The following is a 23,272-nucleotide window of genomic DNA, read 5'->3' as shown; positions in this document are numbered from 1 at the left end:
GCTTGTGTGCATGGGAGTACTTCGGTGGTTGCGGGCTGGACCGTCGCCACCCGGCGCCAGGCCCGGATCGAACCCTCGACCTCGACAAGAGGCTTGGATCCACTGCCAACCAGAACCCCTCACCTGGCGACGTTAAGCACGCCCTGACGCGAGGTCCAGTAGCCACGCCGCGCGAGTCCGCACCCGTGACCAGGCTGACGAAAATCCCTGGCCCAGGCCACAGAGGGTCACCCAACGGTCACTCCGTCGAGCAAATCTCTGCCCAATTCGAGAATTCCGGCGTGACGGCCGGCCCCCTCGATCCCGCGAACCAGATCCCAACCGCCCCATACGTTACCGAGCGACGGGGGGCGGTGTTCGCGGTCGGTCCGGATTTTCGTCACCCGTCGCACACCAGCCGACCGGTACCGAAAGTTCGCGCAGCTCATGCCGTCACCGCCCGTAGTCCACAGTGGACACACAGGTCAGGACACCGTGGGCAGGTCCGGGGCGGAGACGTTGTAGGTCGACCCCTGCCGGGTCAGCAGCGCCAGCAGCACCTCGGCCTTGCGCGGTGACTCCGCGGTGCCACCCCACCGGACCTCGCGGTCGCCGGAGAGCGCGAGGCGGATGTCGCCGGGGCTCTCCGCGCTGATCACCTGCACCTCGGCCCGCAGCTTCTCCGGCAGCGCGGTGAGCACGCCGACCGCGGCCAGCGTCGTCGGGTCGTCCGGGGCGATGCGGGCGAGCTTGAGCAGCGGCAGGCCCGGCGGCGCGGAGGGCACCGTGCTGTACGGCGAGCCGGTGCGGTCGACCAGCTTCGTGCCGTCCTCCGCGGGGAAGACCGCGACCGGGGTGCGCTCGGTGATCGCGATCGTCACGGTGGACGGCAACGACCAGTCGACCTCGGCGGAGGCGACCACCGGCAGGGCTTTCACCCGCTCGGCCACCTCGCCGGTGCCCAGGCGCAGGATCGGGTGCCCGTCCGGGATCGCCGCCGCGGTGCGGACCTCGTCCGCGGTGATCGTCTTCGTCCCGCTGACCTCGACCGAGCGCACGCCCAGCACCGAGGTGAACAGGCCGACGTAGCCGAGGGCGAGCAGGACGAGCACGGCCAGCAGCACCATCCACGGCCGCACCCGCGAGCGGACCCGCCGGACCGGCCTGCGACCGCCCCGGCCGCGCGATGAGGGCCTGCGGCCACCGCGCGCGGAAGAACCGCCCCGCCGCCGGTCGGCGGAACGGTCCCGTGCCGAGGGCTCGCCTGTCCGGTCCGCCCTGGCCCCGCGCGTCGGTGAGGTCACGCCCCGGGCTCCCGGTCGAGCTCGGCGAGCACCTCGGGGCCGAGCATGGTCACGTCGCCCGCGCCCATCGTGATCACCAGGTCACCGGGCCTCGCCACCCGCGCCAGGTACTTCGGCGCGTCGGTGATCGACGGCTCGTAGCGCACCTCGCCCTCCGGCAGCGCGATCCGCTCGGCCACCGTCGCCCCGCTCACGCCGGGCTCCGGCTCCTCGCGGGCGCCGAAGACGTCCAGCACCACGACGTGGTCGGCCAGGGCGAGCGCCTCGGCGAACTCCTGGGCGAACAACCTGGTCCGGGAGTACAGGTGCGGCTGGAAGGCCACGATCAGCCTGCCATCGCCCGCGACCGGCCGCGCCGCGGTGAGCTGCGCCGCGACCTCGGTCGGGTGGTGGGCGTAGTCGTCGTAGACGCGCACGCCGCGGGTCTGGCCCTTGAACTCGAAGCGCCGCCGGACACCGCCGAACGCGGCGAGCCCGGAGCACAGCCCGTCCAGCGGGGCGCCGAGCTCCAGCCCGGCCAGCAGCGCGGCGACCGCGTTGGCCGCCATGTGCTCACCGGCGACCGCGACGTCGACGGTGATCGGCTCGGCAGACCCGTTCTCCGCCAGCTGCTTCGGCAGCCGCAGCGTGACCTTGCCGCCGGAGTCCGCGGGCTCGTAGCCCACGATCACCGCGTCGTTCTCGCCGGTGGCCTTGCGGCCGTAGCGGCGCACCCGCACCCCGGCGGCCTCGGCACGGTCGGCCAGCGCGGCCGAACCCTCGTCGTCGGCGCAGGCGATCAGCACACCGCCGGGCGTGATCCGCTCGACGAAGGAGTCGAACACCGCGACGTAGGCGTCGACGGTGCCGTGGTGGTCGAGGTGGTCGGCCTCCACGTTGGTCACCACCGCCACCGACGGCGAGAACACCAGGAACGAGCCGTCGCTCTCGTCGGCCTCCGCGACGAAGATCCCGCCGGAGCCGTGGTGGGCGTTGGCCCCGGACTCGTTCAGGTCGCCGCCGATGGCGAAGGACGGGTCGAGCCTGCAGTGCTGCAGCGCCACGGTCAGCATCGACGTGGTCGAGGTCTTGCCGTGCGTGCCCGCCATGCAGGCCACCCGGTGCCCGGCCATCAGCGCGGCCAGCGCCTCGGCCCTGCGCAGCACGGTGATCCCGCGCTTCTGCGCCGCGACCAGCTCCGGGTTGTCCTTGCGGATCGCGGTGGAGACCACGACCGCGGTCGGCCCGCCGGGCACCTGGTCGAGGTGCCAGGCCTCGTGGCCGAGCCCGATGTGCGCGCCCTGGGCCTTCAGCGCCAGCACGGTCCGCGAGTCCTTGGCGTCGGAGCCGGAGACCTCCGCGCCCCTGGCGAGCAGGATGCGGGCGATCCCGCTCATCCCCGCACCGCCGATGCCGACCAGGTGTGTTCTGGCCAGCCGCAGGTCAAGATCGGTCATTGCGCTCCCCCGTCGGTCAACGGCCGGTCAACGGCTCTCATCGCATAACGCCAAGCACCATGCGGGCGAGCGCCTCGTCGGCCTCCCGGTGACCGCTGCCCTGCGCCGCGGCGCCCATCTTCGCCACGCGCTCGGCGTCCCGGAGCAGCGGGATCACGGTGTCGATCACCGACTGCGGGGTCAGGTTGGCGTCGTCGATCATCAGCGCGCCACCGGCGTCCACGATCGGCTGGCCGTTGAGGGCCTGCTCACCGTTGCCGTGCGGCAGCGGCACGAACACCGCGGGCAGCCCGACGGCGGAGACCTCGGCGACGGTCATCGCGCCGGAGCGGCACAGCACCACGTCGGCCGCGGCGTAGGCGAGGTCCATCCGCTCCAGGTACGGCACCGGCTGGTAGATCGGAGCGCCCGGAACGCCCTGCACCGCGAGGGTGTTCTTCGGGCCGTGCGCGTGCAGCACGCCGATCCCGGCCTGGCCGAGCGCGACCGCCGCGCCGGAGACCGCGTTGTTCAGCGACTGCGCGCCCTGCGAGCCGCCGACCACCAGCAGCGTCGGGGCGTGCGGGTGCAGCCCGAAGTGGCGGCGGGCCTCGGCGCGCAGCGCCATCCGGTCCAGCGAGGTGATGGAGCGGCGCAGCGGGATGCCGAGCACCCGCGCGTCCGGCAGGCCGCTGCCGGGGACCGCGGCGGCGACGGCGGCGGCGAAGCGCGCGCCGACCTTGTTCGCCAGGCCCGCGCGGGCGTTGGCCTCGTGCACCACGATGGGCACCCGGCCGCGGGCCGCGAGGTAGGCGGGGAGGGCGACGTAGCCGCCGAAGCCGACCACAACGCTCGCGCCGTGCCGGTCGAAGACCTCCCTGGTCTGCTTGACCGCGCCGCGCACCTTCAGCGGCAGCTTCAGCAGGTCCGGGCTGGGCTTGCGCGGCAGCGGCACCGGCGGGATCAGCTCCAGCTGGTAGCCGCGCGCCGGAACGATCTTGGTCTCCAGGCCGCGCGCGGTGCCCAGTGCGACCACCCGCGCGTCCGGGCGGAGTCGGCGCACGGCGTCGGCCAGCGCGAGCGCGGGCTCGATGTGTCCGGCGGTACCGCCGCCCGCCACGACCACGCACGGGCCCGTGGTGCTGATGGTGCCGTCCTGCCCGTTCACTACTGAGGTACCTCCGTGTTCGCCGCCGACCCCTGGCGGGTCAACGGTTGTCCTGTGTCTGGCGCCAGTTCCCGCGCCGTCTGGTGTCCGTGGCCGCCGGGTTGCGGCGGGTTCTGCGCCGGTCGTCGAGCTGGTGCACGGCGCTGCCGCGGTGCACCGTCGGCCTGCCCGCGGGCTTCGGCGGGGTGGACGGCCGCGCGGACCTGCGGCGTGCCGGTGGCCGGTACGGCTCCGGCGCGGGCAGCCGCAGGAGGCGGCCCACTCTGCCAGGTCCCAGTGAACGCAGTGCGGCCACCGCCTCGGGCTCGTGCCGCGCGAAGTTCGCCAGCAGGCCGAACACCACCATGGTCATCACCTGTGAGGTGCCGCCGGAGGAGATCAGCGGCAGCTGGAGACCGGTGACGGGCAGCAGGCCGACCACGTAGCCCATGTTGATCGCGGCCTGGGCGACCAGCCAGACGGTGAAGGTGGCCGACACCAACCGGATCCACGGGTCGGTGTTGCGCATGGCGATCCGCAGGCCGGAGTAGGCAAGCAGACCGAACAGGGTCAGCACCAGCAGGCAGCCGACCAGGCCGAGCTCCTCGCCGATCACCGCGAAGATGAAGTCGTTGTGCACGTTGGGCAGGTACCGCCACTTGGCGCTGCCCTGGCCGAGCCCGACCCCGAGGAACCCGCCGTCGGCGAGCGCGTAGAGCGCCTGCGAGGCCTGGTAGACGGAGTCACCCGAGGCGTTCTCCGGGTCGAAGAAGGAGGTCAGCCGGTCGAGCCGGTAGCCGGCGGTCACCGCGAGCACGCCGAAGCCGGTCGCGGCCCCGAGCGCGAGCACGCCGAACAACCGCATCGGAGCCCCGGCGAACCACAGCAGCGACAGCACGATGATGATCAGCGTGACCGTGCTGCCGAGGTCCGGCTGGAGCATCAGCAGCGCGAACATCACCAGTGCCGCCGGCATCACCGGCACCAGGATGTGCCGCCACTGGTGCAGCAGCGCGCGCTTGGTCGCCAGCACGTGCCCGCCCCACAGCGCGAGCGCGATCTTGGCCGGTTCCACCGGCTGGAAGGAGACCGGGCCGATCTTGAACCAGCTGCGCGCGCCGTTGAGCGTGGCGCTGATCGGCGTCGGGATCAGCACGAAGATCAGCAGCAGCACGCTGATCACCATGAACACCAGCGTCAGCCGCCGGATCGCCCGCAGCGGCATGCGCAGGATCAGCCAGAACAGCACGAGCCCGACGACGGTGTAGGCCAGCTGCTTGACGAACACCGAGTAGGACGAGCCCTCCTTGCTGTAGGACTCGACGCTGGACGCCGACAGCACCATGATCAGGCCGAGCACGGTCAGCAGCCCGAACACGGCCAGGATCAGGTGGAACGACGCCAGCGGGCGGCTCAGCCACGCGGTCAGCGCGCTGCGCATCGACGCGGCCCTGCCCTGACGCCGCGGCCGGGCCGACCGGCGTGCCTTCTTCGGTGCCGTGGTCGTCGTCCCGTCGGTGCTTCGCGGCATCGCGCTGCTCACCCCGCCCGGTTGGTCAGGTCCCTGACAGCCTCGGCGAACGCCCGTCCCCGGTGCGCGTAGTCACCGAACATGTCCATCGACGCGGCCGCCGGGGCGAGCAGGACGACATCACCCGGTCGAGCCATTGCGCCCGCGGCGCGCACCACCTCGTTCATCGCCCCATCGTCCCCCGTCGCGACCTCGCGGACGGGAACCTCGGGTGCGTGTCGCGCCAGCGCCGCCGCGATGACCGCCCGGTCGGCGCCCAGCAGCACCACCCCGGTCAGTCGGCCGGCGGCACCCGCGACGAGCTCGTCGACGGCGGCGCCCTTGAGCAGCCCGCCCGCCACCCAGACCACCCGTTCGTGGGCGGCCAGCGAGGCGGCGGCGGCGTGCGGGTTGGTGGCCTTGGAGTCGTCGATCCAGCGCACGCCCTCGTGCTCGGTCACCAGAACCGAGCGGTGCGCGCCGGGGGTGAACTCGCGCAGCCCCTTGCGGACGGCCTCGGCGGAGACCCCGCGCGCCCTGGCGAGTGCGGCCGCGGCGAGGGCGTTGGCGACGTTGTGCGGTCCGGCCGGGTGCACGTCGGCGATGTCGGCGAGCACCGTCTCGCCGTCGCCGAACGCGCGGTCGACCAGGGCGTCGCCGCGGATGCCGAGCTGGCCGTTCTCCGGCTCGCCGAGGGTGAAGCCCACCCGGCGCCGCTTGCCATCGGAGAGCCGTGTGGACAGCTCGTCGTCGGCGTTGTAGATCGCGACCACGTCGTCGCCCGCGTAGATCCGGCCCTTCGCCCCGGCGTACTCGTCCAGGGAACCGTGCCAGTCCAGGTGGTCCTCGGAGACGTTGACGACAGCGGCGGCGTCCATCCGCAGCGAGGACGACCAGTGCAGCTGGAAGCTGGAGAGCTCGACGGCGAGCACGTCGTAGCCGGAGCGGACCGCGGCGACGACCGGCAGGCCCACGTTCCCGCACGCGACCGAGTGCACCCCGGCCGCGCGCAGGATCGAGGCCAGCATCGTGACCGTGGTCGTCTTGCCGTTGGTGCCGGTGACGGCGAGCCACGCGGGGGGGTCGGGCCGGTTCGCCGCCAGCCGCCACGCGAACTCGACCTCACCGATCACCTCGACGCCCTGCTCCGCCGCGGCGACCAGCAGCGGCGAGGTCGGACGCCAGCCGGGGCTGGTCACCACGAGGTCCGTGCCCTCAGGCGGCGCGGTCAGCCCGACAGCGGTGCGGATGCCCGCGTCGAGCCCGGCGAAGCGCTCCTGCGCGGAGTCGGTGACGGTGACCAGCGCGCCCTCGGCGAGCAGCGCCGCGGCCGCGGAGCGGCCGGAGACCCCGGCGCCCGCGACCAGGACCGACTTCCCGGCGTACAAACCATCCACTTCGGTACTCAGCCTCCGGTGAACAAGAGCCAGTCGTTGTAGAACAGGCCGAGCCCGAGCAGGCAGCAGATCCCGGCCATCAGCCAGAACCTGATGATCACCGTCGTCTCCGCCCAGCCAGCGAGCTCGAAGTGGTGGTGGAACGGGGCCATCCGGAACAACCGCCGCCGGGTGGTGCGGAAGATCGCGATCTGCAGCACGACCGACATGGCCTCGATGACGAACAGGCCACCGATGACGATCATCAGCAGCTCGGTGCGGGTGGTGATGGCCAGGCCTGCGACCAGGCCGCCGAGCGCGAGCGACCCGGTGTCACCCATGAAGATCTTGGCTGGCGCGGCGTTCCACCAGAGAAAGCCGACGCAGCCCGCCATGGCGGCGGCGGCGATCACCGCGAGGTCCAGCGGGTCGCGCACCCAGTAGCAGCCCGGGTCCAGTTTCACCGAGCAGTCGGAGCGGAACTGCCAGAAGGAGATGACGACGTAGGTGCCGAGCACCATCGCCGAGGTCCCCGCGGCGAGGCCGTCGAGGCCGTCGGTGAAGTTCACCGCGTTGGACCAGGCGCTGACCAGCAGGTAGCAGAAGACGATGAACCCGACCGTGCCGAAGGAGACCACGGCCATGTCGCGGGTGAAGGACAGGTGCACCGACGCGGGCGTGAGCCCGGTCTTGGTCTCCTTGAACTGCAACGCCAGCAGGGCGAAGGCGATGGTGACGATGAACTGGCCGACCAGCTTCGCCGTCTTGTTCAGGCCCAGGTTGCGCTGCTTGCGGATCTTGATGAAGTCGTCGAGGAAGCCGACCAGCGCCAGCCCCGTGGTCAGCAGCATCACCACCAGACCGGAGGCGGTTGGCCCGGACTCCGGTTTGGGGTTGGTGAGCTGGACGAACAGGTGGCTTCCGCCGTACCCGGCCCAGATGGCGACGATGATCGCCACACCACCCATGGTGGGCGTGCCGCGCTTGGTCTTGTGGTGCTGCGGCCCTTCCTCGCGGATCTCCTGGCCGAAGCCCTGCCGCGAGAAGACCTTGATCAGGTACGGGGTGAGCAGGATCGAGACGACGAGCGCGATGCCCGCCGCGATGAGGATGTTCCTCACTGACCGGCCTCCTGCCCGAGCAGCGCGTCGGCCACCCGCCACAGTCCGGCGACCTTGGAGGCCTTCACCAGCACCACGTCCCCTGGTCGAACCTGATCACGCAGCAACTCGATGGCCGCGTCGACGTCCGGCACGAGAACGGACTCCTCTCCCCACGAGCCTTCCAGGTAGGCGCCCTGATGCATCGGGGCCGCCTGCTCTCCGACGACGACGAGACGGCTGACGTCCAGCCGGACGGCGTAGCGGCCGATCCCGTCATGGGCAGCGATGTGATCATCGCCGAGCTCGCCCATCACTCCGAGGACGGCCCAGCCGCGCCGGGGTTGCGTCGCATCGGCGACTCCACCCGGTGGTTGGGCGCCGTGCCCGCGGGTCATGGCCGCGAGGGTCTTCAGCGCGGCGCGCATCGACTCCGGGTTGGCGTTGTAGGAGTCGTTGACCACCGTGACGCCGTCGGCGCGGGTGGTGACCTCCATGCGGCGCTGGGAAACCCGTTGCGCGTCGGACAACCGCTTGGCGACGTCCTCGACGGTCGCGCCCAGTTCGAGCGCGACGGCGGCGGCGCTGAGCGCGTTGCCGACGTGGTGCTCCCCGTGCAGGCCGAGCGCGACCTCGGCGCTGCCGTGCGGGGTCACCAGCAGGAAGCGCGCCCGCGCCTGCTCGTCCAGCTCGACGTTCTCGGCCCGCACGTCGGCCTCGCGCGACTGTCCGACCAGGACGACCTTCGCCTTGGTGCGCGCGGCCATCGCCGCGACCAGCGGGTCGTCGGCGTTGAGCACCGCGACGCCCTCGGCGGGCAGCTCCTCGACCAGCTCGCCCTTGGTGCGCGCGATCTCCTCCCGCGAGCCGAACTCGCCGAGGTGCGCGCTGCCGACGTTGAGCACCACGCCGATCCGGGGCGGGGCCACGTGGCAGAGCTGGGCGATGTGCCCGACCCCGCGCGCGGAGAGCTCCAGCACCAGGAAGCGGGTGTCGGCGTCGGAGCGCAGCGCCGTCCACGGGTGGCCCAGCTCGTTGTTGAAGGACCCGGGCGGCGCGACGGTCGGTCCCATCGGGCCGAGCACCTGCGCGATGAGGTCCTTCGTGGAGGTCTTGCCGGAGGAGCCGGTCACGCCGACCACGGCCAGCTCGGCCTCGGCGGCGAGCCGGTCGACGACGTGCCGGGCGAGCGCTGCGAGCGCGGCCAGCACGGCGGCGCCGGAACCGTCGGTGTCGCCGGTGAGCGCGACGGAGCCGTGGTGCGCCTCGCTGACCGGCGGCACGATCACGGCGGGCGCGTCGACCTCACGAGCGGCGAGCACCCCGGCGGCGCCGGAGGTGACGGCCTTCGCGGCGAAGTCGTGCCCGTCGACCTTCTCCCCCGGCAGCGCGACGAACAGGCCGCCCGCGGTGAGCTGGCGGGAGTCGAACTCGACGGAGCCGGTCACCACCGGGCTGCCGTCGGTGTTGTGCAGTCGGCCGCCGACCGCCTTGGCGATCTCGGCCAAACTGAGCGGGATCACGCGTCGTCCTTCCCGAAGATGCCGAAGCGCTCGTCGATGGCGTCGGCGAGGACGTGGCGGTCGTCGAAGGGATGCACGACCCCGGCGATCTCCTGCCCGGTCTCGTGCCCCTTGCCCGCCACCACGACGATGTCGCCTGGCCGCGCGCGACGAACGGCCTCGTGGATGGCGGCGCGGCGGTCACCGATCTCGACCACCTCGCCGCGTTCGTCTTGTGGCACGTCCAGCGCGCCCTGGTACATCGCCGCGCGAATGGCGGCGGGGTCCTCACTACGAGGGTTGTCGTCGGTGACCACGGTCAGCTCGGCGCGGCGCGCGGCGGCCTCACCCATGATCGGCCGCTTGGCCTTGTCCCGGTCACCGCCGCACCCGAGCACGACGATCACCTTGCCACCGGTGCCCGCGCGGTCGAGCTGGTCCCGCACGGTGTCCAGCACCGCCGACACCGCCGCGGGCTTGTGCGAGTAGTCCACCAGCGCGACGAAGTCCTGCCCGCGGTTGACCCGTTCCATCCGCCCGGGCACGTCGAGCCCGGCGATCCCGCGCACGGTGTCCTCCGGCGCGATCCCGGCGGCGTGCCCGCACGCGATGGCCAGCACCGCGTTGCTGACGTTGAAGATCCCCGGCAGCCGCACGACGGCGTCCAGGCGAACCCCGTCCGGCCCGACGACGCCGAAGGTCTGCGAGCCGCTGGCGGCCACGGTGATGTCCACGGCGCGCCAGGTCGCCTCACCGGTGATCGACACGCTGACGGTGCCGTCCTTGACCAGGCGCCGCCCCCACTCGCTGTCGACGCAGACGACCTCCCTGGCGGCCCGCCCGTCGAAGAGGGCGGCCTTGGCCTGGAAGTAGTCCTCCATGTCGGTGTGGAAGTCGAGGTGGTCCTGCGAGAGGTTGGTGAACGCGCCGACGGCGAACCCGGTCCCCGCGGCCCGCCCGAGCGCGAGCGCGTGGCTGGAGACCTCCATGGCGACGTGGGTGACCCCGCGCTCGACCATCACCGCGAACAGCGCCTGAAGGTCGGGCGCCTCGGGCGTGGTGAACGCGCTGTCGAGCCGCTGACCGGCGATCACGGTCTGCACGGTGCCGATGAGCCCCGTGGTGTGCCCGGCGGCCCGCATCCCGGACTCGATCATCGTGGTGACGGTGGTCTTGCCGGAGGTCCCGGTGACCCCCACGATCGCGAGCTTGCCGGAGGGGTCGCCGTAGATCCGCGCGGCCAGCGCCCCGAGCACACCGCGCGGGTCGTCGTGCACCAGCAGCGGCACCCCGGACCCGCGCAGCGCGGGACGGGCGGCCCCGGCCTCGTCGGTCAGCACCGCAACGGCCCCGGCGGCGAGCGCCTGGGCCGCGAAGTCGGCGCCGTGCGCGTTCGCGCCGGGCAGCGCGGCGAAGAGGTCGCCGGGCCGCACGTGCTGCGCGCGCAGCGTGGCCCCGGTGATCATGGGATGGGCGGCGCCGAGCTCCAACCGGGCATCGGCCAGCGCGGCGAGGTCGGACAGGCCGACGGGCTCGACGTGGCTGGGACGCGGCGGGGCTGTCGCCGTCTTGGGCGAGACGACCGGAGACACGTCGCGAAAGGCTACCGGCGCGCAGAACGTGCTCCGTCACCCCCGTGCGTTTGCCCCACGGCTCTGTCAATCCCCCGGTCCGTGGACGTCGCCGCCGCTGCCAGCGACCACCGCCGCCTCTTGCCGTCAAGGAAAGTCATCGGACCGCCGCGTCGGGCTTTCGGTTCGCCCCGGAGCCGGTTGTCACAATTCGCCGCCCCAATTGCCACCCGAGCACCTTCTAGGCATTTGCCCAGGGGATCCCAACCGACCTCGTGTCGACCGATCCGGTGAGCCAGTGCACAGGTACCGGGAACCGGCCCACTCTCTCCCCACCTTCGTTACCCTCCTCTCGGGAGCAGAGCGCAGGGGAGGCGTTTTCACCATGTCAAAGGGGTATGTCCGCGTCGGGGGCTGGCGCATCGACCTCGACAAGATCCCGGCAGCGATCAAGATCTTCACCGAGGCTCGGAACGATGTCCAGAACCTGGCCTCACGGGGAGTTGCAGCCGGCGAGATCCGCCCGATGGGCCTGGACGACGTCAGCCTGGAACTGGTCAAAGAGCTCAACCAGAGGTACTTCGCGGGCACGGGCACCACAAGCTGGGCCATTGGGAGATTCCGTGACGAGATGAACAGTGTTGTGGCCCAGCTTGAAGCAGTCAGGCGCCACTACCGACGCGTTGAAGACTCGAACCACCGAAACCTCCGCGGAGCCTGACTGTGCCCGATCACCCTGTACGCCGACTCGGCCTCATCGCCGTCGTCCTCGCCGTCGCGATCACCGGCTGCACGACCAGTCAAGCGGGAACGGCCATACCCCAAGACACGATCACAGAGGTTGCTCGGCCAGCAGCCACCACAACACGCCGTGCCGACAGGCCGCGCGAACTCAAGCTCGACAACATCAGGCCGTGTGAGCTTCTCACTCCGGCGCAGCGCCAGGAACTCAAGATCGATCAACCTTTCAAGGAATTGACAGAGTACAATTTCAATGCGCCGGTGTGCGACTTCCACAGTAATCCCGAGACGGCGAGCATCGTCTTCGTCGTGCTCTTGGACCGGGATGCTGACTTCTTCGCCCCCGGCAAACTCGCCGCGGAGACCCGCGCCATTCGAGTCCTGGGCTTTCCGGCGTTCGAGGCACACGTGAAGCAAGGCAAGCCCGGCAACGAGGGCTGTTCGGTCAACGTAGGCGTCGCCGACGGGCAGGTACTTCGCACGCAGTACGTCGAACAGGGACGTTACAAGGATCCACTGAGTCACGAGGAACTCTGCCGCCGAGCGACGCGCAACGCGGAAATCGCGGTCGGAAACCTGCTGGCTCGCGGCTGAGCCCGAACGACACTACGACACGGGGGGACGACGTGGACGTTAACCGGGACTGGATGTCCATCCCGCACAAGCAGCTGTACGAGAAGCTCCACGGGGGCAACGGCCCGAGCGGCCACGAGCCGGTGATGCTGTTCAGCAACGAGTTCGCGTGGGTGCTCGCCCGTGCCTACCAGGACCTGGGCGACGCGCTGGAGAAGATGGGCGCTGTCTGGGAGGGAGACGCCTCCGACAGGGCGAGCGGAAAGATCGGCAGTCTCAAGACTTGGGCCGGTTACGCGGGGCACGGCACGAACCGCCGGACCGAGAGCATCGCGAACCAGATGACCGCCTTCGTCAACGCTCGCAACTCGATGCCGGAACCGAAGGAGGTTCCGTCGCTGGAAGAGCTGGGCAACAGCAACATGTTCGCCGACCTCTTCATGCTCAAAGAGGACCAGGAAAAGGCCGAGGCCGCGGCGGATGAGGCCCACCGGGAAGCCGCGCGGGTCATGCAGGCGTACGCGGACGCGGTGAACCACTCGGTCCCCGACTACGAGGATCCGCCGAGGATCTCCGTCGAAGAACCCGGCGGGCCAAGGCCTGGGCCCTCTCCGATCGGCCCCAGTGACCCCGGGATCAGCCGCCCCCGCGGTGGCGACATCGGCGCGGGCAACGAGCAGATCGGTCAGCGCACCGACGGGGAGGGCGTGCACGTCGCGCCGATCCCGGATCAGCGCGGGCAGCACGACCTGGACGTGCCGGACAACCGGCTCGGCGTTGCGGAGCAGACGAGCTACACACCGCCCAGCCTCGGCGAGGCCGGTCAGCTCGGCACGATGGCGGGTCCTGGTGCGGCGGCGGTGGGTGGCTCCGGCACGGTTGTCGGCGGCGGCGCTCTCGTGCCTCGCGCGGGTGCGGGGCTCGGTGGGACGGGCCAGCCGGTCACGCCCAAACCGGTCACCGCGCCGGTCACGCGCGGGGTCACGGGACGGCCCGGCGCCGGTCAGTCGTTCATGCAGCCCGCGCTGGGGAGCGGTCAGCGCGAGGAGGACCAGGAGCACGAGCGCAAGTACGACATCACCGACGACATCGTCGGGGAGCTGCCCATGGTCGCGCCGCCCGTGATCGGCGAATGACCTCGATGACGACGATCTCCGTCACCGACACGGCCTACCAGGTCGCGTGGGAGCACCTGGGTCTCGATCGGATGCCGCTGGCGCTGCTGGTCAACCCCCGTGGAGCCCGGCGCGAAGAACGCGATGTCGTCGTTGCCGAAGCCTGGCAGGAGTTGCGCGCGGCAGGGCTCGTGGTCGGCGCGAACCTCGATGAGCGGCTGGCGCACTGGCTTCGCATGCTGGCGGCACCGACGAGGTTCGTGGACGCGCGGCTCTGGCTGGGCGAGGAGGTCCGAGCTGTCGCGGCCACGCAGGGCGACGACGATGCCGTTCTCGCGGTTCTCCGCGGCGGGAAGCTGACGCTGCGGCCGATCTTCACCACGGGCCTGGCACGGGCGGTGACCGAGCTGCTTCCCGTGCTGAAGCCCGGTCCGGGACATTCGGTCTCGGTGCCGAGCGCCGCCCTGGCGAACGCGGCCAGGGAGGCGGGCAGTGACCCGCGGGCCCTGGTCACCGCGCTCGGGACCGAGATCGCCACCGAGGACGCCGAACAGCTGGTGCAGATGATCAAGGACGTCGGGCATCGTGGCCAGTTCGGGGCGACCGTCGGACGCGACCGGGCCGACCGGGCTGTCGCGTACTACGACACCCCCCTCGGCCGGTACCTCATGGAGGACCTGCGCGACTGGACCACCGTCAGTCCCGCCGACTCCCGGCTGCTCGCGCGGCAGATCGACCGGCTGACAACTACCGCCAACTAAGCGAGAAGTATTCACATTTGCCGGTGATCTCGCTACCGTCGGCCGCGGTGGGTTGTGACGGCGATCACCGGGAGGTCGTTGTGCGCTGGTTGTCCGGACAGCGGATCAGGGGGGTGCTCGGCGCGACGCTGGCGGCGGTCGTCGGCGCCGCCACCCTCGTCCACCTCGGCGAACCCGCCGCCGCGGGTACCTCCGCCGCGGAGCCCTACCTCGTGGGCCGGGGCATCGCCGACATTACCGGCGAGGCGGCGGAACGCGGGATGATGGGCTACGCCAAGCTCGACCAGCGCACCTCCGGCGTCCACCAGCGGCAGCGGTCGCGGGCGTTCATCGTCGCCGACCCGGGCAGCGGCAAGCGGGTCGCGCTCGTGACCGCCGACCTCGGCATGGTCTTCGGCAGCGTGCGGCAGGCGGTGCTGCGCAAGCTCGCCGCCAAGCACGGATCGCTCTACTCGCCGGACAACGTGCTGCTGACCGCCACGCACACCCACGCGGGACCCGGTGGGCAGTCGCACTACTCGCTCTACAACATCACCACGTTCGGCTACCACGGCAAGACCTTCGACGCCGCCGTCGACGGCATCGTGGAGTCGATCAACCGGGCGCACGACGACCTCGCCCCCGGATCGCTGTCCCTGGCCAACGGGGAGCTGAAGAACGCCAGCGCGAACCGGTCGCGGCGGGCCTTCGACAAGAACCCCGCGCAGGACCGGGCGGCCTTCCCCGACGGCATCGACCCGATGACCACGCTGCTGCGGATGGACCGGGGCGGAAAGACGGTCGGCGCGGTCAACTGGTTCGCCACCCACAACACGAGCATGACCGGCAACAACACGCTGATCAGCGGCGACAACAAGGGCTATGCCGCGTACCACTGGGAGCGCGAGGTCGCGGGCGCCGACTACCTCGCCGGTCAGCCGGGCCTGGTGACCGCCTTCGCGCAGACCAACGCCGGGGACATGTCGCCCAACCTCAACCTCAAGCCGGGCAGCGGTCCCACCGAGGACGAGTTCGCCAACACCCAGATCCTCGGCAAGCGGCAGGCCGACGCCGCGCGGGCGCTCGCCGCCGCACCGGGCCGGGCGCTCACCGGCGGCGTGGACTCCCGGCTGTCCTATGTGGACATGAGCAGCACCGCGGTGCGCCCGGAGTTCACCGGGGACAACGCGACGCACAACACCTGTCAGGCCGCACTGGGCGCGAGCTTCGCCGCAGGGTCCACTGAGGACGGTCCGGGACCGGACATCTTCAAGGAGGGCGTCGGCAACAACCCGCTCATCGAGCTGGTCACCAAGGCCCGCTATGTGGCCTCGCCGGAGCTGCGCGCGTGCCAGGCCCCCAAGGACATCCTGCTCGACACCGGCGCGCTGAACCTGACGCCGAAGATCCTGCCGATCCAGCTCGTCCGCGTCGGCCAGCTGTACCTGGTCGGTCTGCCGCAGGAGGCCACGATCGTCACCGGTCTGCGGCTGCGCCGCACGGTCGCCGAGCAGGTCGGCGCGCCGTTGCAGAACGTCCTGGTCGCGGGCTACGCCAACGACTACGCGGGCTACCTGACCACGCCGGAGGAGTACGACCAGCAGGACTACGAGGCGGGCCACACCATGTTCGGCCGCTGGAGCCTGCCCGCCTACCAGCAGGAGTTCGCGCGACTGGCCGCCGACATGAAGGCCGGGCGCCCGAGCGCCGCCGGTCCCACTCCGCCGGACATGTCCGGCTCGGTGTGGACGTTGCAGCCCGGCGTCGTGCTGGACGCGCCGCCGATCGGCGGCACCTTCGGCGACGTGGTCACCGCCCCGAAGGCGAGCTACAACCGGGGGCAGCAGGTGGTCGTGGAGTTCGCGGGCGCGCACCCCAACAACGACCTGCACCGCAACGGCACGTTCATCGAGGTGCAGCGCCAGGAGGGCTCGACGTGGAAGCGGATCGCCGACGACGGTGACTGGTCCACGAAGTTCCGCTGGGCGCGATGGGGCGTCGCGGCGTCGCGGATCACCGTCTCGTGGGACGTGCCGAACACCGCCCAGCCCGGCAGCTACCGCATCGTCTACCGCGGCGACGCCAAGAACCTGGCCGGAGCTGTGAACCCGATCAGCGGGACCTCGCCGGCATTCACCGTCTCCTAGTGACCGGAGCCCCCGATCCACCCCCACGCACTGGGCCGAACGCAGTACGGTAACGGCCGGGGGTGGATCATGGGTTTCTCGGTTGTCAGTGACGCGCTTCGTGCGGCCGCTCGAACAGCTCGGACGGCGGGAGAAGGCGCGGGAGCGGTGAACGTCGCGGCGGAGGCCGACCAGATCGCGGCGGGGATGCCAGGGAGTGCGTCATCCGCCGCAGCAACCAAGTTGGCCGCTCACTGGAAGGCAAGCGTCACATCGTGGGCTACCGACGTTCAGGCCCACGCCAAGCGGCTTGAGGACAGCGCCGTGATCTATGAGTCCCGGGACGCCAACTCCCGCGAGGGAATCGCGGGCGCGGGCGGACCGCGCTGATGATCTCGGTCAGCGACGTCCGACGGTGGCGCCAGCCCGCGCTCGACAGCGTCTTCCAAGCGCTCGGCAGCCGCCGCGACACGCTTGTCGGCTTCGATGACGAGTTGAACGCGGCGAAGTCACCCGCTGGATGGACCGGCGAGGCGGCCCAGGCAGCGGCACGGCACCACGGCGAGCTCACCGAGCGGATGCGTCGGATCGTCGCTGGGATCTCGGCCGTGCGCAGAGCGGTCGGTGAGGCGGCCGATGCCATCAAGGCGATCCAACGAACCCTGGGAGACGCCGAGTACCTCGCAGGCAGACACGGGTTCGGCATCGCCGACGACGGGAAGATCATCGACGTGCTCTGCACCCCGGTCGCCCCCGGCCCGGCGGGTGAGGCCCAGATGCGGGAGCGCGCGACGATGCGGGTGGAGCTCGCCGACCGCGTGGAACAGGTGCTGCGCCGCGCTCGCGATGTCGACACCGACCTCGCCGCCGTACTGGAGCGAGCGGCACTCGACCGAATCGACGACGGCTGCGGTTCCTCGCTCAACGACGCCTCGATCGCGGGACAGGCCGCCGGTGGGCTCTCCACGATCGAGCCACCGGCCGGTGGCTCTCCCGCCGACAACGCCGGATGGTGGTCGTCGCTGTCGGAGAGCGAGCAGGCGGCAATGCTCAAGGCGCACCCGGACTGGCTCGGCAATCTCGACGGACTTCCCGCCGTGGTCAGGGACCAGGCCAACCGGGCCCGGCTCGGCACCGAACGGACCCGGCTGAACGCGGAGGCGGCCCGTCTCGAAGCGGAGATCTCGGCGCTGGGAGACCGGCTCACGAGGTCGAGCAACGAGCGGACGGACCTGTCGATCGCCAACGCCCTGAGCGCGGCCAAGGCCGAGCTGAACACCATCAGGGCAGAACTGATTCCTTCGCTGGACGCGATCGACGCCACCCTCGCCAAAGGGGACCGGCAGCTCCTGCTGCTGGACACCTCGGGCGACAAGCCCAAGGCGGCCATCGCCGCGGGGAACGTCGACACGGCTGAGCACGTCACGGTTTTCACCCCTGGACTCGGCACGACCGTTCGGGGAGATATCCAGGACTACGACCGCCACATGGCCCAGCTCCGCTGGCAGGCTGAGCAAGAGGCGGATGCAAGCGGCCGATCGACCTCAGTAGCCGCCGTAACCTGGATCGGGTACGAAGCCCCCCAGGTCTCCGAAATCACGAACCCGAACCGATCAGTCGCCTCCGATGCGTTGGCGCAGCGCGGTGCCGAGAAGTTGGCCGGATTTCTCAACGGCATTGATGCCTCCCGACCGACGGATCCGCACATGACCGCGCTCGGCCACTCCTACGGCTCACTGACGACAGGACTGGCGCTGCAAAAGGGAACCGGCGTTGACGACGCGGTGTTCTTCGGTTCTCCCGGCCTCGGCACGTCGCATGTCGAAGCGCTGAAGGTGCCGACAGGGCATTCCTGGGTGATCGAGGCACGCATGGATCCCGTCGCGGACTTCGCGGCCTTCGGTATCGACCCGAACCAGATGAAGGGGATCGGCGGCCTGTCGGCGAAGGAGGTCGTGTTGCCGGACGGCAGGCACCTGAACGAGTCGGTCGGCCACGGCTCCGTTGCGGAGAAGGTCGGCTACCTCGCTCCGGGAAGCACCAGTCAGTACAACATGAGTCTCATCGTCGCCGGGCTTCACGATCGCAGCGTGCGCGACAGAGCCATCGGCGCGGGCGATCTCCTGCAGACACCGATCCCTGGGTTGTACTGATGAAGCGCGGAATAGTAGCGACCCTCGTTGCTCCCCTGCTTCTCCTTACCGGTTGCGGAGGCGGTCGCAGCGTGGAAGACATGTTCAACACTCTCGCCCAGCGGCCCGACATCGAGACAGCCACCGCACGCTACGAGAAGATGCTCGGGGAACTCCGCGACCGACTCTCCGAACAACTGGGCCCGATGATCTGGGAACCTTCCTCCCCCATGAGTCGTGCCGGATGCTCGGGCTTCTCCGCTGTCAAGGGAACTGAGAGCCGCCTCCTGACCACGTGGGTCTTCCGAGGGGCGATTCCCGACGACAAGTGGGACAAAGCCGTGAGCATCGCCGTCGAGGTCACCAAGCCCTACGGGTTCGCACAACCCGGCGCGATGGTGAACCGTCCACATGATCACAAGATCATCGCCTTCGATGAGTACGGAGCGTCGTACCAGCTGACCACGCGGGTCCACACGGTGCTGGGACTCGGAACCGGGTGTCACCTGGAGGCGCACGCGCACCCGAAGAAGTCCACTTAGGACAGTCAGCTGTTCTTCGGCAGCAGTTCCAGTGCGGGTGCGGGCGGCGACAGCGGGACGCGGTAGCGCTGGGCGACGTAGTCGGCCATGTCGTGGAACAGCGGGGCGGCCGAGGTGGCCTCCGAGGTTCCCGCCTTCGGCGCGTCGAGCATGATGCCGATGACGTAGCGCGGCTTGTCCGCGGGCAGGATGCCGGCGAAGGTGATCCAGTACGAGGAGTTGCTGTAGCAGCCGCAGTTCGGATCGACCTGCTGGGCCGTGCCCGTCTTGCCGGTGATCTGGTAGCCGGGCAGCGCCGCGGCCGGGCCGGTGCCGCGCTGGCCGGGCAGGTCCTGGACCACCGCGCGCATCATGTCCCGCACCGTGCGGGCCGTCTCCGGGCTGACCACGCGCACGCCTTCCGGGCGCGGCTCCTCCTTGCGGACCTTGTCCGGGCCGATCTCCGCCTTGATGACGCGCGGCGGGATGCGCAGGCCGTCGTTGGCGATCGCCTGGTACATGCCCGCCATCTGCACCACGGTCATGGACAGGCCCTGGCCGATCGGCAGGTTGCCGAAGGTGGAGCCGGACCACTGCGACCGCGGCGGCACGCGGCCGGAGGTCTCACCGGCGAGGCCGAGCCTGGTGCGCTCGCCGAGGCCGAACTTGCTCAGCATCTCGGCGAAGCGGTCCTGGCCGATCTGCTGCGCCATCATCAGGGTTCCGACGTTGGAGGACTTGCCGAGCACGCCGGTGAAGGTCATCGGGATGGTGCCGTGGTTCCACGCGTCGCTGATCTCGCGGTCGGCGACCTTGATGCTGCCGGGCACGCTGAGCACGGTCTGCGGGGTGGCGAGGCCGAGCTCGATCGCGGTCGCGGCGGTGACGATCTTGTTGACCGAGCCCGGTTCGAACGGGGAGGTCACCGCGCGGTTGTTGCGCTGCTCCGGCTTGGAGTCGGCGAAGTTGTTGGGGTCGAACGGTTTGTCGTCGGCCAGCGCCATGACCTCGCCGGTCCTGGCGTCCAGCACCACCGCGCTGCCGCCCTTGGCCTCCACCCGCTGCACGTAGTCGGTCAGCATGTTCTGGACGGTGAACTGCAGGTCGGTGTCGATGGTCAGCTGGAGGTCCGAGCCCGGCGTCGCGGGTTCGACCTCGCGCTCGGAGCCGGGGATCGTCACGTCCGCGCTGCCGGCGGCGGTGTCCACGACGCGCCTGCCGTCCTTGCCGGAGAGCAGGCTGTTCTTGTAGGTCTCCAGCCCTTCGAGCCCGGCGGCCTTGCGCTCCTCCATCCGCCAGTTCGCGTAGCCGACGATGTCCGCGCCGACCTTGCCGGAGGGGTACTGGCGGATCTGCCGGTACTCGGCGCCGATCTCGCGGAACTTCTCCCGGATCATCCGCGCCTTGGCGGGCTCGACCCGGTCGACCAGGTAGAGCCACTTGCTGTCGGAGAACAGCTTGCGCAGCAACTCCTGCTCGTCGACCTGGTCGCCGAGGACCTGCTTCATGTAGGCGGCGATGTTGCGCTTGCGCTCGTCGGGGTCCTTGCCCGCCTTGCGCTGCTCCTCGATGATCAGCTGCGGCAGCGCGTACAGCGCCTTCGCCTCCACGCTGAACGCCAGCAGGTTGCCGTCCCTGTCCATGATGGAGCCGCGCTGGCCGGGGATGTTCTGCACGGTCACCCGCTGCTTGAGCGACTTCTGCGACAGCGCCTCGGCCTCGAAGCCCTGCACCTGCACCAGGCGCAGCCCCGCCGCGACGAGCGCGACGACCAGGAACGCCCTGCCGAGCACCACCCGCACGCGGTGGTCGCCCATGCCGTTCGGGTTGCGCTTGGGGGCCGCCGCCCGCGCGGGCCGCGAGGCCGGGCGTGGCCGGCTGGTCCGCCGGGTCGGGCCCTGCATCAGCCGCCCCCGCCCGCCGGAGGCTGCTGCTGGCCCGCCGGAGGCTGGTCGCCGCCAGCGGGGGGCTGCTGCTGTTGCTGACCGGCGGGCGGCTGGGCCTGGGTGGAGGGCGTCGGCTGGGTGGCCGGCTGCTGGCGCCCGCCGGAGCGCGACTTCTCCGCCGCCTTCGGGTCGCCGACGACGTCGACGGAGCCGTCCGGCTTGACCTGCAGGCGCGCCGGGTCACCGGCCGGGACCATGCCGCGCTCGCGGGCGCGGCGGTCCAGCTCGATCGGCGACTCCAAAGTGGACACTTCGCGGCGCAGCCGCTCCACGTCCTCTGCGCCCTTGCGGACCTCGCGCCGGATCTCCTCCAGCTTGTAGGAGTCGGCCGCGGCCGCCGTGGACAGCCACAGCGACGCCACGATGCCCGTGCCGAGCAGGCCCATCACCAGCAGCACGAAGGGCGCCCTCGGCGCCGGTGCGGTGCGGCGCTCCGGCGTGGCGCCCGCGCGGTGGGCCCTGCGGGCGTAGGCGCGCTCGGCCGCGGCGGAGCGGCGGTGCGCGGCGGCCCGCTCGGCGGAGCGGTCGCGGAGCTGCTCGGCGCCTTGGCCGCGCGGTGTCGGCGGTTCGGAACGTGCCGGTGCTGTCATGGTGCCGCCTCCGCTGAGAGTCGTACCTCGGCGGTCATGTCGCCGTACCAATTCGCTCTGCGGCGCGCAGCCGGACGGAGGCGGCACGCGGGTTCTGCGCGATCTCCTCCTCGGTCGCAGGCTCGGAGCCGCGGGTGATCAGCCGGAACTCGGGCCCGTGGCCGGGCAGCTCGACCGGGAGGCCGGGCGGAGTGCGCGAGGCGGCCCTGGCGACCAGCTCGCGCTTGGTGATCTTGTCCTCCAGCGAGTGGTAGGACAGCACGACGATGCGGCCGTTCGGGGCCAGCGCGTCCAGCGCGTTGGGCAGCGCGGCGCGCCACACCTCCAGCTCGCCGTTGACCTCGATGCGCAACGCCTGGAAGGTGCGCTTGGCCGGGTGACCGCCGGTGCGGCGGGTCGCGGCCGGCACCGAGTCGTAGAGCAGCTGGACCAGCCGCGCGCTGGTGCGGAACGGCTCCTTGGCGCGCTCGCGAACGATTGCGGAGGTGATCCGCTTGGCGAAGCGCTCCTCGCCGTAGTCGCGCAGGATCCGGACCAGCTCGCCCGGCGCGTACTCGTTGAGCACGTCGGCCGCGGTGGGCCCGTCTGTCGGGTCCATCCGCATGTCCAGCGGGGCGTCCTTGGCGTAGGCGAAGCCGCGGTCGGCCTCGTCGAGCTGCATGGAGGACACGCCGAGGTCGAAGAGCACCCCGTCGACCTGCTTGATGCCCAGGCCCGCGATGGCCTGGGGCAGCTCGTCGTAGACGGCGTGCACCAGCTTGGCGCGCTCACCGAACGGGGCGAGGCGGGCTCCTGCCAGTTCCAGGGCGCGCGGGTCGCGGTCGAGTCCGACGAGGGTGAGCTCGGGGAAGGCGGTCAGCATCGCCTCGGAGTGGCCGCCGAGGCCGAGGGTGCCGTCGACGACGACGGCGGGCCTGCCCTCGAGCGCCGGGCGCAGCAGGTCCAGCGTGCGGTCGAGCAGGACCGGGATGTGCGCGGGCCGCGCGGCCTCCGCCATGGCGGTCCCTCCCTTGCCCAGCTGTTCGTCCACGATCGCCTCGACCGACGTGGTGCCCCCGATTCCCGTCCGCGGGTGACCACATGTCCGTCCAGTATGGACGTCCACTATGGACGATGTAGAAACCATCGGATGTCGCCAGGTCCCCGCCCGCCCGTCGGGCCTGGTACCGGGGAAGGTGCACCAGGACCGAGAGACCGAGCGGACCGAGGCCTCACGGCACCCGAACCACCGTCGCGCTCACCGGGTTCGTCAGAACATCCCCGGCAGGACTTCCTCCCTCGCCATCGCGTAGTTCTCCTCGTTGTCCTCGAGGTAGGTCTGCCACGCCCTGGAGTCCCAGATCTCCAGCCGGGTGATCGCGCCGATGACGACGCACTCCTTGCGCAGCCCGGCGTAACGGCGCAGCTCGGGCACGATCGAGATGCGCCCCTGCGAGTCCGGGCGCTGCTCGTCGGTGCCCGCGAACAGGTAGCGCTGGTAGGCGCGGACCGCCTCGTTGGTGAACGGAGCCTCGGCGACCTTGCGCGCCATCTGCTCGAACTCCGCGCGCGGGAACACGTAGAGGCAGTGGTCCTGTCCCTTGGTGACCATCAGCCCCCCCGCCAACGCGTCGCGAAACTTGGCCGGCAGCGTGAGCCGGCCCTTGTCATCCAGCTTTGGGTTGTGGGTACCGAGAAACACCGGCTTCACCTCCCCACCGACCCAGCAGGACCGGCGATGGGGGCCCCGTTCTCCCCACCGGCCGCCACAGTACCCCACTTTCCACCACAGTCAACGCGATCCGCCCCCGCTTTTCGACCGGCCGAGTGACGTTTCCGCAGCTAGGGGCGGGTGGGTCGGAGTGGGGGCCGCACGGGCGCCCACCGCCCGCACGGGTCCCACTA

Annotated in this window: 19 protein-coding genes; 7 read left to right on the top strand and 12 right to left on the bottom strand. The window is 70.9% G+C overall.

All coding sequences use genetic code 11. The features are described 5' to 3' along the window. Positions 1-464 precede the first annotated feature (464 nt). The 8 genes from ACFFQA_RS30450 to ACFFQA_RS30415 are packed head-to-tail and all read right to left on the bottom strand — an operon-like array spanning position 465 to position 10,799. Complete coding sequence (locus tag ACFFQA_RS30450) at positions 465-1,283, bottom strand: cell division protein FtsQ/DivIB (protein ID WP_377859808.1); 819 nt, start codon at positions 1,281-1,283, stop codon at positions 465-467. Next, positions 1,280-2,719: a UDP-N-acetylmuramate--L-alanine ligase gene (gene murC, locus ACFFQA_RS30445; protein ID WP_377859806.1), complete on the bottom strand. Its 1,440-nt coding sequence runs from the start codon at positions 2,717-2,719 to the stop codon at positions 1,280-1,282. Before murC ends, ACFFQA_RS30450 begins: the two co-directional genes overlap by 4 nt. Positions 2,720-2,756: 37 nt before the next feature. After that, positions 2,757-3,866: an undecaprenyldiphospho-muramoylpentapeptide beta-N-acetylglucosaminyltransferase gene (gene murG / locus ACFFQA_RS30440; RefSeq protein ID WP_377859804.1), complete on the bottom strand. Its 1,110-nt coding sequence runs from the start codon at positions 3,864-3,866 to the stop codon at positions 2,757-2,759. A 40-nt stretch (positions 3,867-3,906) separates the two neighbouring features. After that, positions 3,907-5,376, bottom strand: a complete 1,470-nt coding sequence (gene ftsW / locus ACFFQA_RS30435) for a putative lipid II flippase FtsW (protein ID WP_377859802.1) — start codon at positions 5,374-5,376, stop codon at positions 3,907-3,909. A gap of 8 nt (positions 5,377-5,384) precedes the next feature. After that, a complete protein-coding gene (murD, locus tag ACFFQA_RS30430) occupies positions 5,385-6,743 on the bottom strand; it encodes a UDP-N-acetylmuramoyl-L-alanine--D-glutamate ligase (protein WP_377859928.1) in 1,359 nt (452 codons plus the stop codon). 17 nt (positions 6,744-6,760) lie between these two features. After that, positions 6,761-7,852, bottom strand: coding sequence for a phospho-N-acetylmuramoyl-pentapeptide-transferase (gene mraY, locus ACFFQA_RS30425; protein WP_377859800.1), 1,092 nt, complete (start codon positions 7,850-7,852; stop codon positions 6,761-6,763). Next, positions 7,849-9,354, bottom strand: coding sequence for a UDP-N-acetylmuramoyl-tripeptide--D-alanyl-D-alanine ligase (locus tag ACFFQA_RS30420; RefSeq protein WP_377859798.1), 1,506 nt, complete (start codon positions 9,352-9,354; stop codon positions 7,849-7,851). The genes mraY and ACFFQA_RS30420 overlap by 4 nt, the downstream gene beginning before the upstream one ends. Continuing rightward, positions 9,351-10,799, bottom strand: coding sequence for a UDP-N-acetylmuramoyl-L-alanyl-D-glutamate--2,6-diaminopimelate ligase (locus tag ACFFQA_RS30415; protein WP_377859926.1), 1,449 nt, complete (start codon positions 10,797-10,799; stop codon positions 9,351-9,353). Before ACFFQA_RS30415 ends, ACFFQA_RS30420 begins: the two co-directional genes overlap by 4 nt. A gap of 403 nt (positions 10,800-11,202) precedes the next feature. Between ACFFQA_RS30415 and ACFFQA_RS30410 the strand changes: the two genes are divergently transcribed. The 7 genes from ACFFQA_RS30410 (at position 11,203) to ACFFQA_RS30380 (ending at position 18,873) form a co-directional block, all read left to right on the top strand. Continuing rightward, positions 11,203-11,625: a hypothetical protein gene (locus ACFFQA_RS30410; RefSeq protein WP_377859796.1), complete on the top strand. Its 423-nt coding sequence runs from the start codon at positions 11,203-11,205 to the stop codon at positions 11,623-11,625. Between the two features lie 2 nt (positions 11,626-11,627). After that, positions 11,628-12,239, top strand: a complete 612-nt coding sequence (locus tag ACFFQA_RS30405) for a DUF3558 domain-containing protein (protein ID WP_377859794.1) — start codon at positions 11,628-11,630, stop codon at positions 12,237-12,239. A 32-nt stretch (positions 12,240-12,271) separates the two neighbouring features. After that, positions 12,272-13,354 carry a PPE domain-containing protein gene (locus ACFFQA_RS30400; protein ID WP_377859792.1) on the top strand — a complete coding sequence of 361 codons (1,083 nt, stop codon included), beginning with the start codon at positions 12,272-12,274 and terminating at the stop codon, positions 13,352-13,354. A 5-nt stretch (positions 13,355-13,359) separates the two neighbouring features. Next, positions 13,360-14,094: an ESX secretion-associated protein EspG gene (locus ACFFQA_RS30395; RefSeq protein ID WP_377859790.1), complete on the top strand. Its 735-nt coding sequence runs from the start codon at positions 13,360-13,362 to the stop codon at positions 14,092-14,094. Between the two features lie 89 nt (positions 14,095-14,183). Then, positions 14,184-16,220: a neutral/alkaline non-lysosomal ceramidase N-terminal domain-containing protein gene (locus tag ACFFQA_RS30390; RefSeq protein WP_377859924.1), complete on the top strand. Its 2,037-nt coding sequence runs from the start codon at positions 14,184-14,186 to the stop codon at positions 16,218-16,220. A gap of 368 nt (positions 16,221-16,588) precedes the next feature. Next, on the top strand, positions 16,589-18,352 hold the full coding sequence (locus ACFFQA_RS30385) for an alpha/beta hydrolase (RefSeq protein WP_377859788.1): 1,764 nt from the start codon (positions 16,589-16,591) through the stop codon (positions 18,350-18,352). Positions 18,353-18,432: 80 nt separating this feature from the next. After that, on the top strand, positions 18,433-18,873 hold the full coding sequence (locus ACFFQA_RS30380; protein ID WP_377859786.1) for an LppA family lipoprotein: 441 nt from the start codon (positions 18,433-18,435) through the stop codon (positions 18,871-18,873). A 5-nt stretch (positions 18,874-18,878) separates the two neighbouring features. Here the strand turns inward: ACFFQA_RS30380 and ACFFQA_RS30375 are convergent, their stop codons facing one another. The 4 genes from ACFFQA_RS30375 to mraZ all read right to left on the bottom strand — a co-directional run bounded on the left by ACFFQA_RS30375 (position 18,879) and on the right by mraZ (position 23,069). Further along, on the bottom strand, positions 18,879-20,756 hold the full coding sequence (locus tag ACFFQA_RS30375; RefSeq protein WP_377859784.1) for a peptidoglycan D,D-transpeptidase FtsI family protein: 1,878 nt from the start codon (positions 20,754-20,756) through the stop codon (positions 18,879-18,881). Continuing rightward, the gene (gene ftsL, locus ACFFQA_RS30370; RefSeq protein WP_377859782.1) at positions 20,756-21,388 is read right to left on the bottom strand and encodes a cell division protein FtsL; all 633 of its coding nucleotides are present in this window, start codon (positions 21,386-21,388) and stop codon (positions 20,756-20,758) included. Before ftsL ends, ACFFQA_RS30375 begins: the two co-directional genes overlap by 1 nt. A 34-nt stretch (positions 21,389-21,422) precedes the next feature. Further along, complete coding sequence (gene rsmH / locus ACFFQA_RS30365; RefSeq protein ID WP_377859922.1) at positions 21,423-22,421, bottom strand: 16S rRNA (cytosine(1402)-N(4))-methyltransferase RsmH; 999 nt, start codon at positions 22,419-22,421, stop codon at positions 21,423-21,425. Between the two features lie 216 nt (positions 22,422-22,637). Then, the gene (mraZ, locus tag ACFFQA_RS30360) at positions 22,638-23,069 is read right to left on the bottom strand and encodes a division/cell wall cluster transcriptional repressor MraZ (RefSeq protein ID WP_377859780.1); all 432 of its coding nucleotides are present in this window, start codon (positions 23,067-23,069) and stop codon (positions 22,638-22,640) included. Positions 23,070-23,272 lie beyond the last annotated feature (203 nt).

The sequence above is a fragment of the Allokutzneria oryzae genome, assembly GCF_042429765.1.
In the GTDB taxonomy this organism is placed as follows: Bacteria; Actinomycetota; Actinomycetes; order Mycobacteriales; family Pseudonocardiaceae; genus Allokutzneria; species Allokutzneria oryzae.
Note: the sequence above shows the minus strand (reverse complement) of the source record. Positions and strands in the feature narration are given on the sequence as shown.

Excerpts from the sequence above, each read along its gene's own strand:
- murC (WP_377859806.1), bottom strand. The coding sequence starts at position 2,719 with ATGACCGATCTTGACCTGCGGCTGGCCAGAACACACCTGGTCGGCATC.
- ftsW (WP_377859802.1), bottom strand. The coding sequence starts at position 5,376 with ATGCCGCGAAGCACCGACGGGACGACGACCACGGCACCGAAGAAGGCA.
- ACFFQA_RS30415 (WP_377859926.1), bottom strand. The coding sequence starts at position 10,799 with ATGATCACCGGGGCCACGCTGCGCGCGCAGCACGTGCGGCCCGGCGAC.
- ACFFQA_RS30395 (WP_377859790.1), top strand. The coding sequence starts at position 13,360 with ATGACGACGATCTCCGTCACCGACACGGCCTACCAGGTCGCGTGGGAG.
- ACFFQA_RS30385 (WP_377859788.1), top strand. The coding sequence starts at position 16,589 with ATGATCTCGGTCAGCGACGTCCGACGGTGGCGCCAGCCCGCGCTCGAC.
- ACFFQA_RS30380 (WP_377859786.1), top strand. The coding sequence starts at position 18,433 with ATGTTCAACACTCTCGCCCAGCGGCCCGACATCGAGACAGCCACCGCA.
- ACFFQA_RS30375 (WP_377859784.1), bottom strand. The coding sequence starts at position 20,756 with ATGCAGGGCCCGACCCGGCGGACCAGCCGGCCACGCCCGGCCTCGCGG.
- ftsL (WP_377859782.1), bottom strand. The coding sequence starts at position 21,388 with ATGACAGCACCGGCACGTTCCGAACCGCCGACACCGCGCGGCCAAGGC.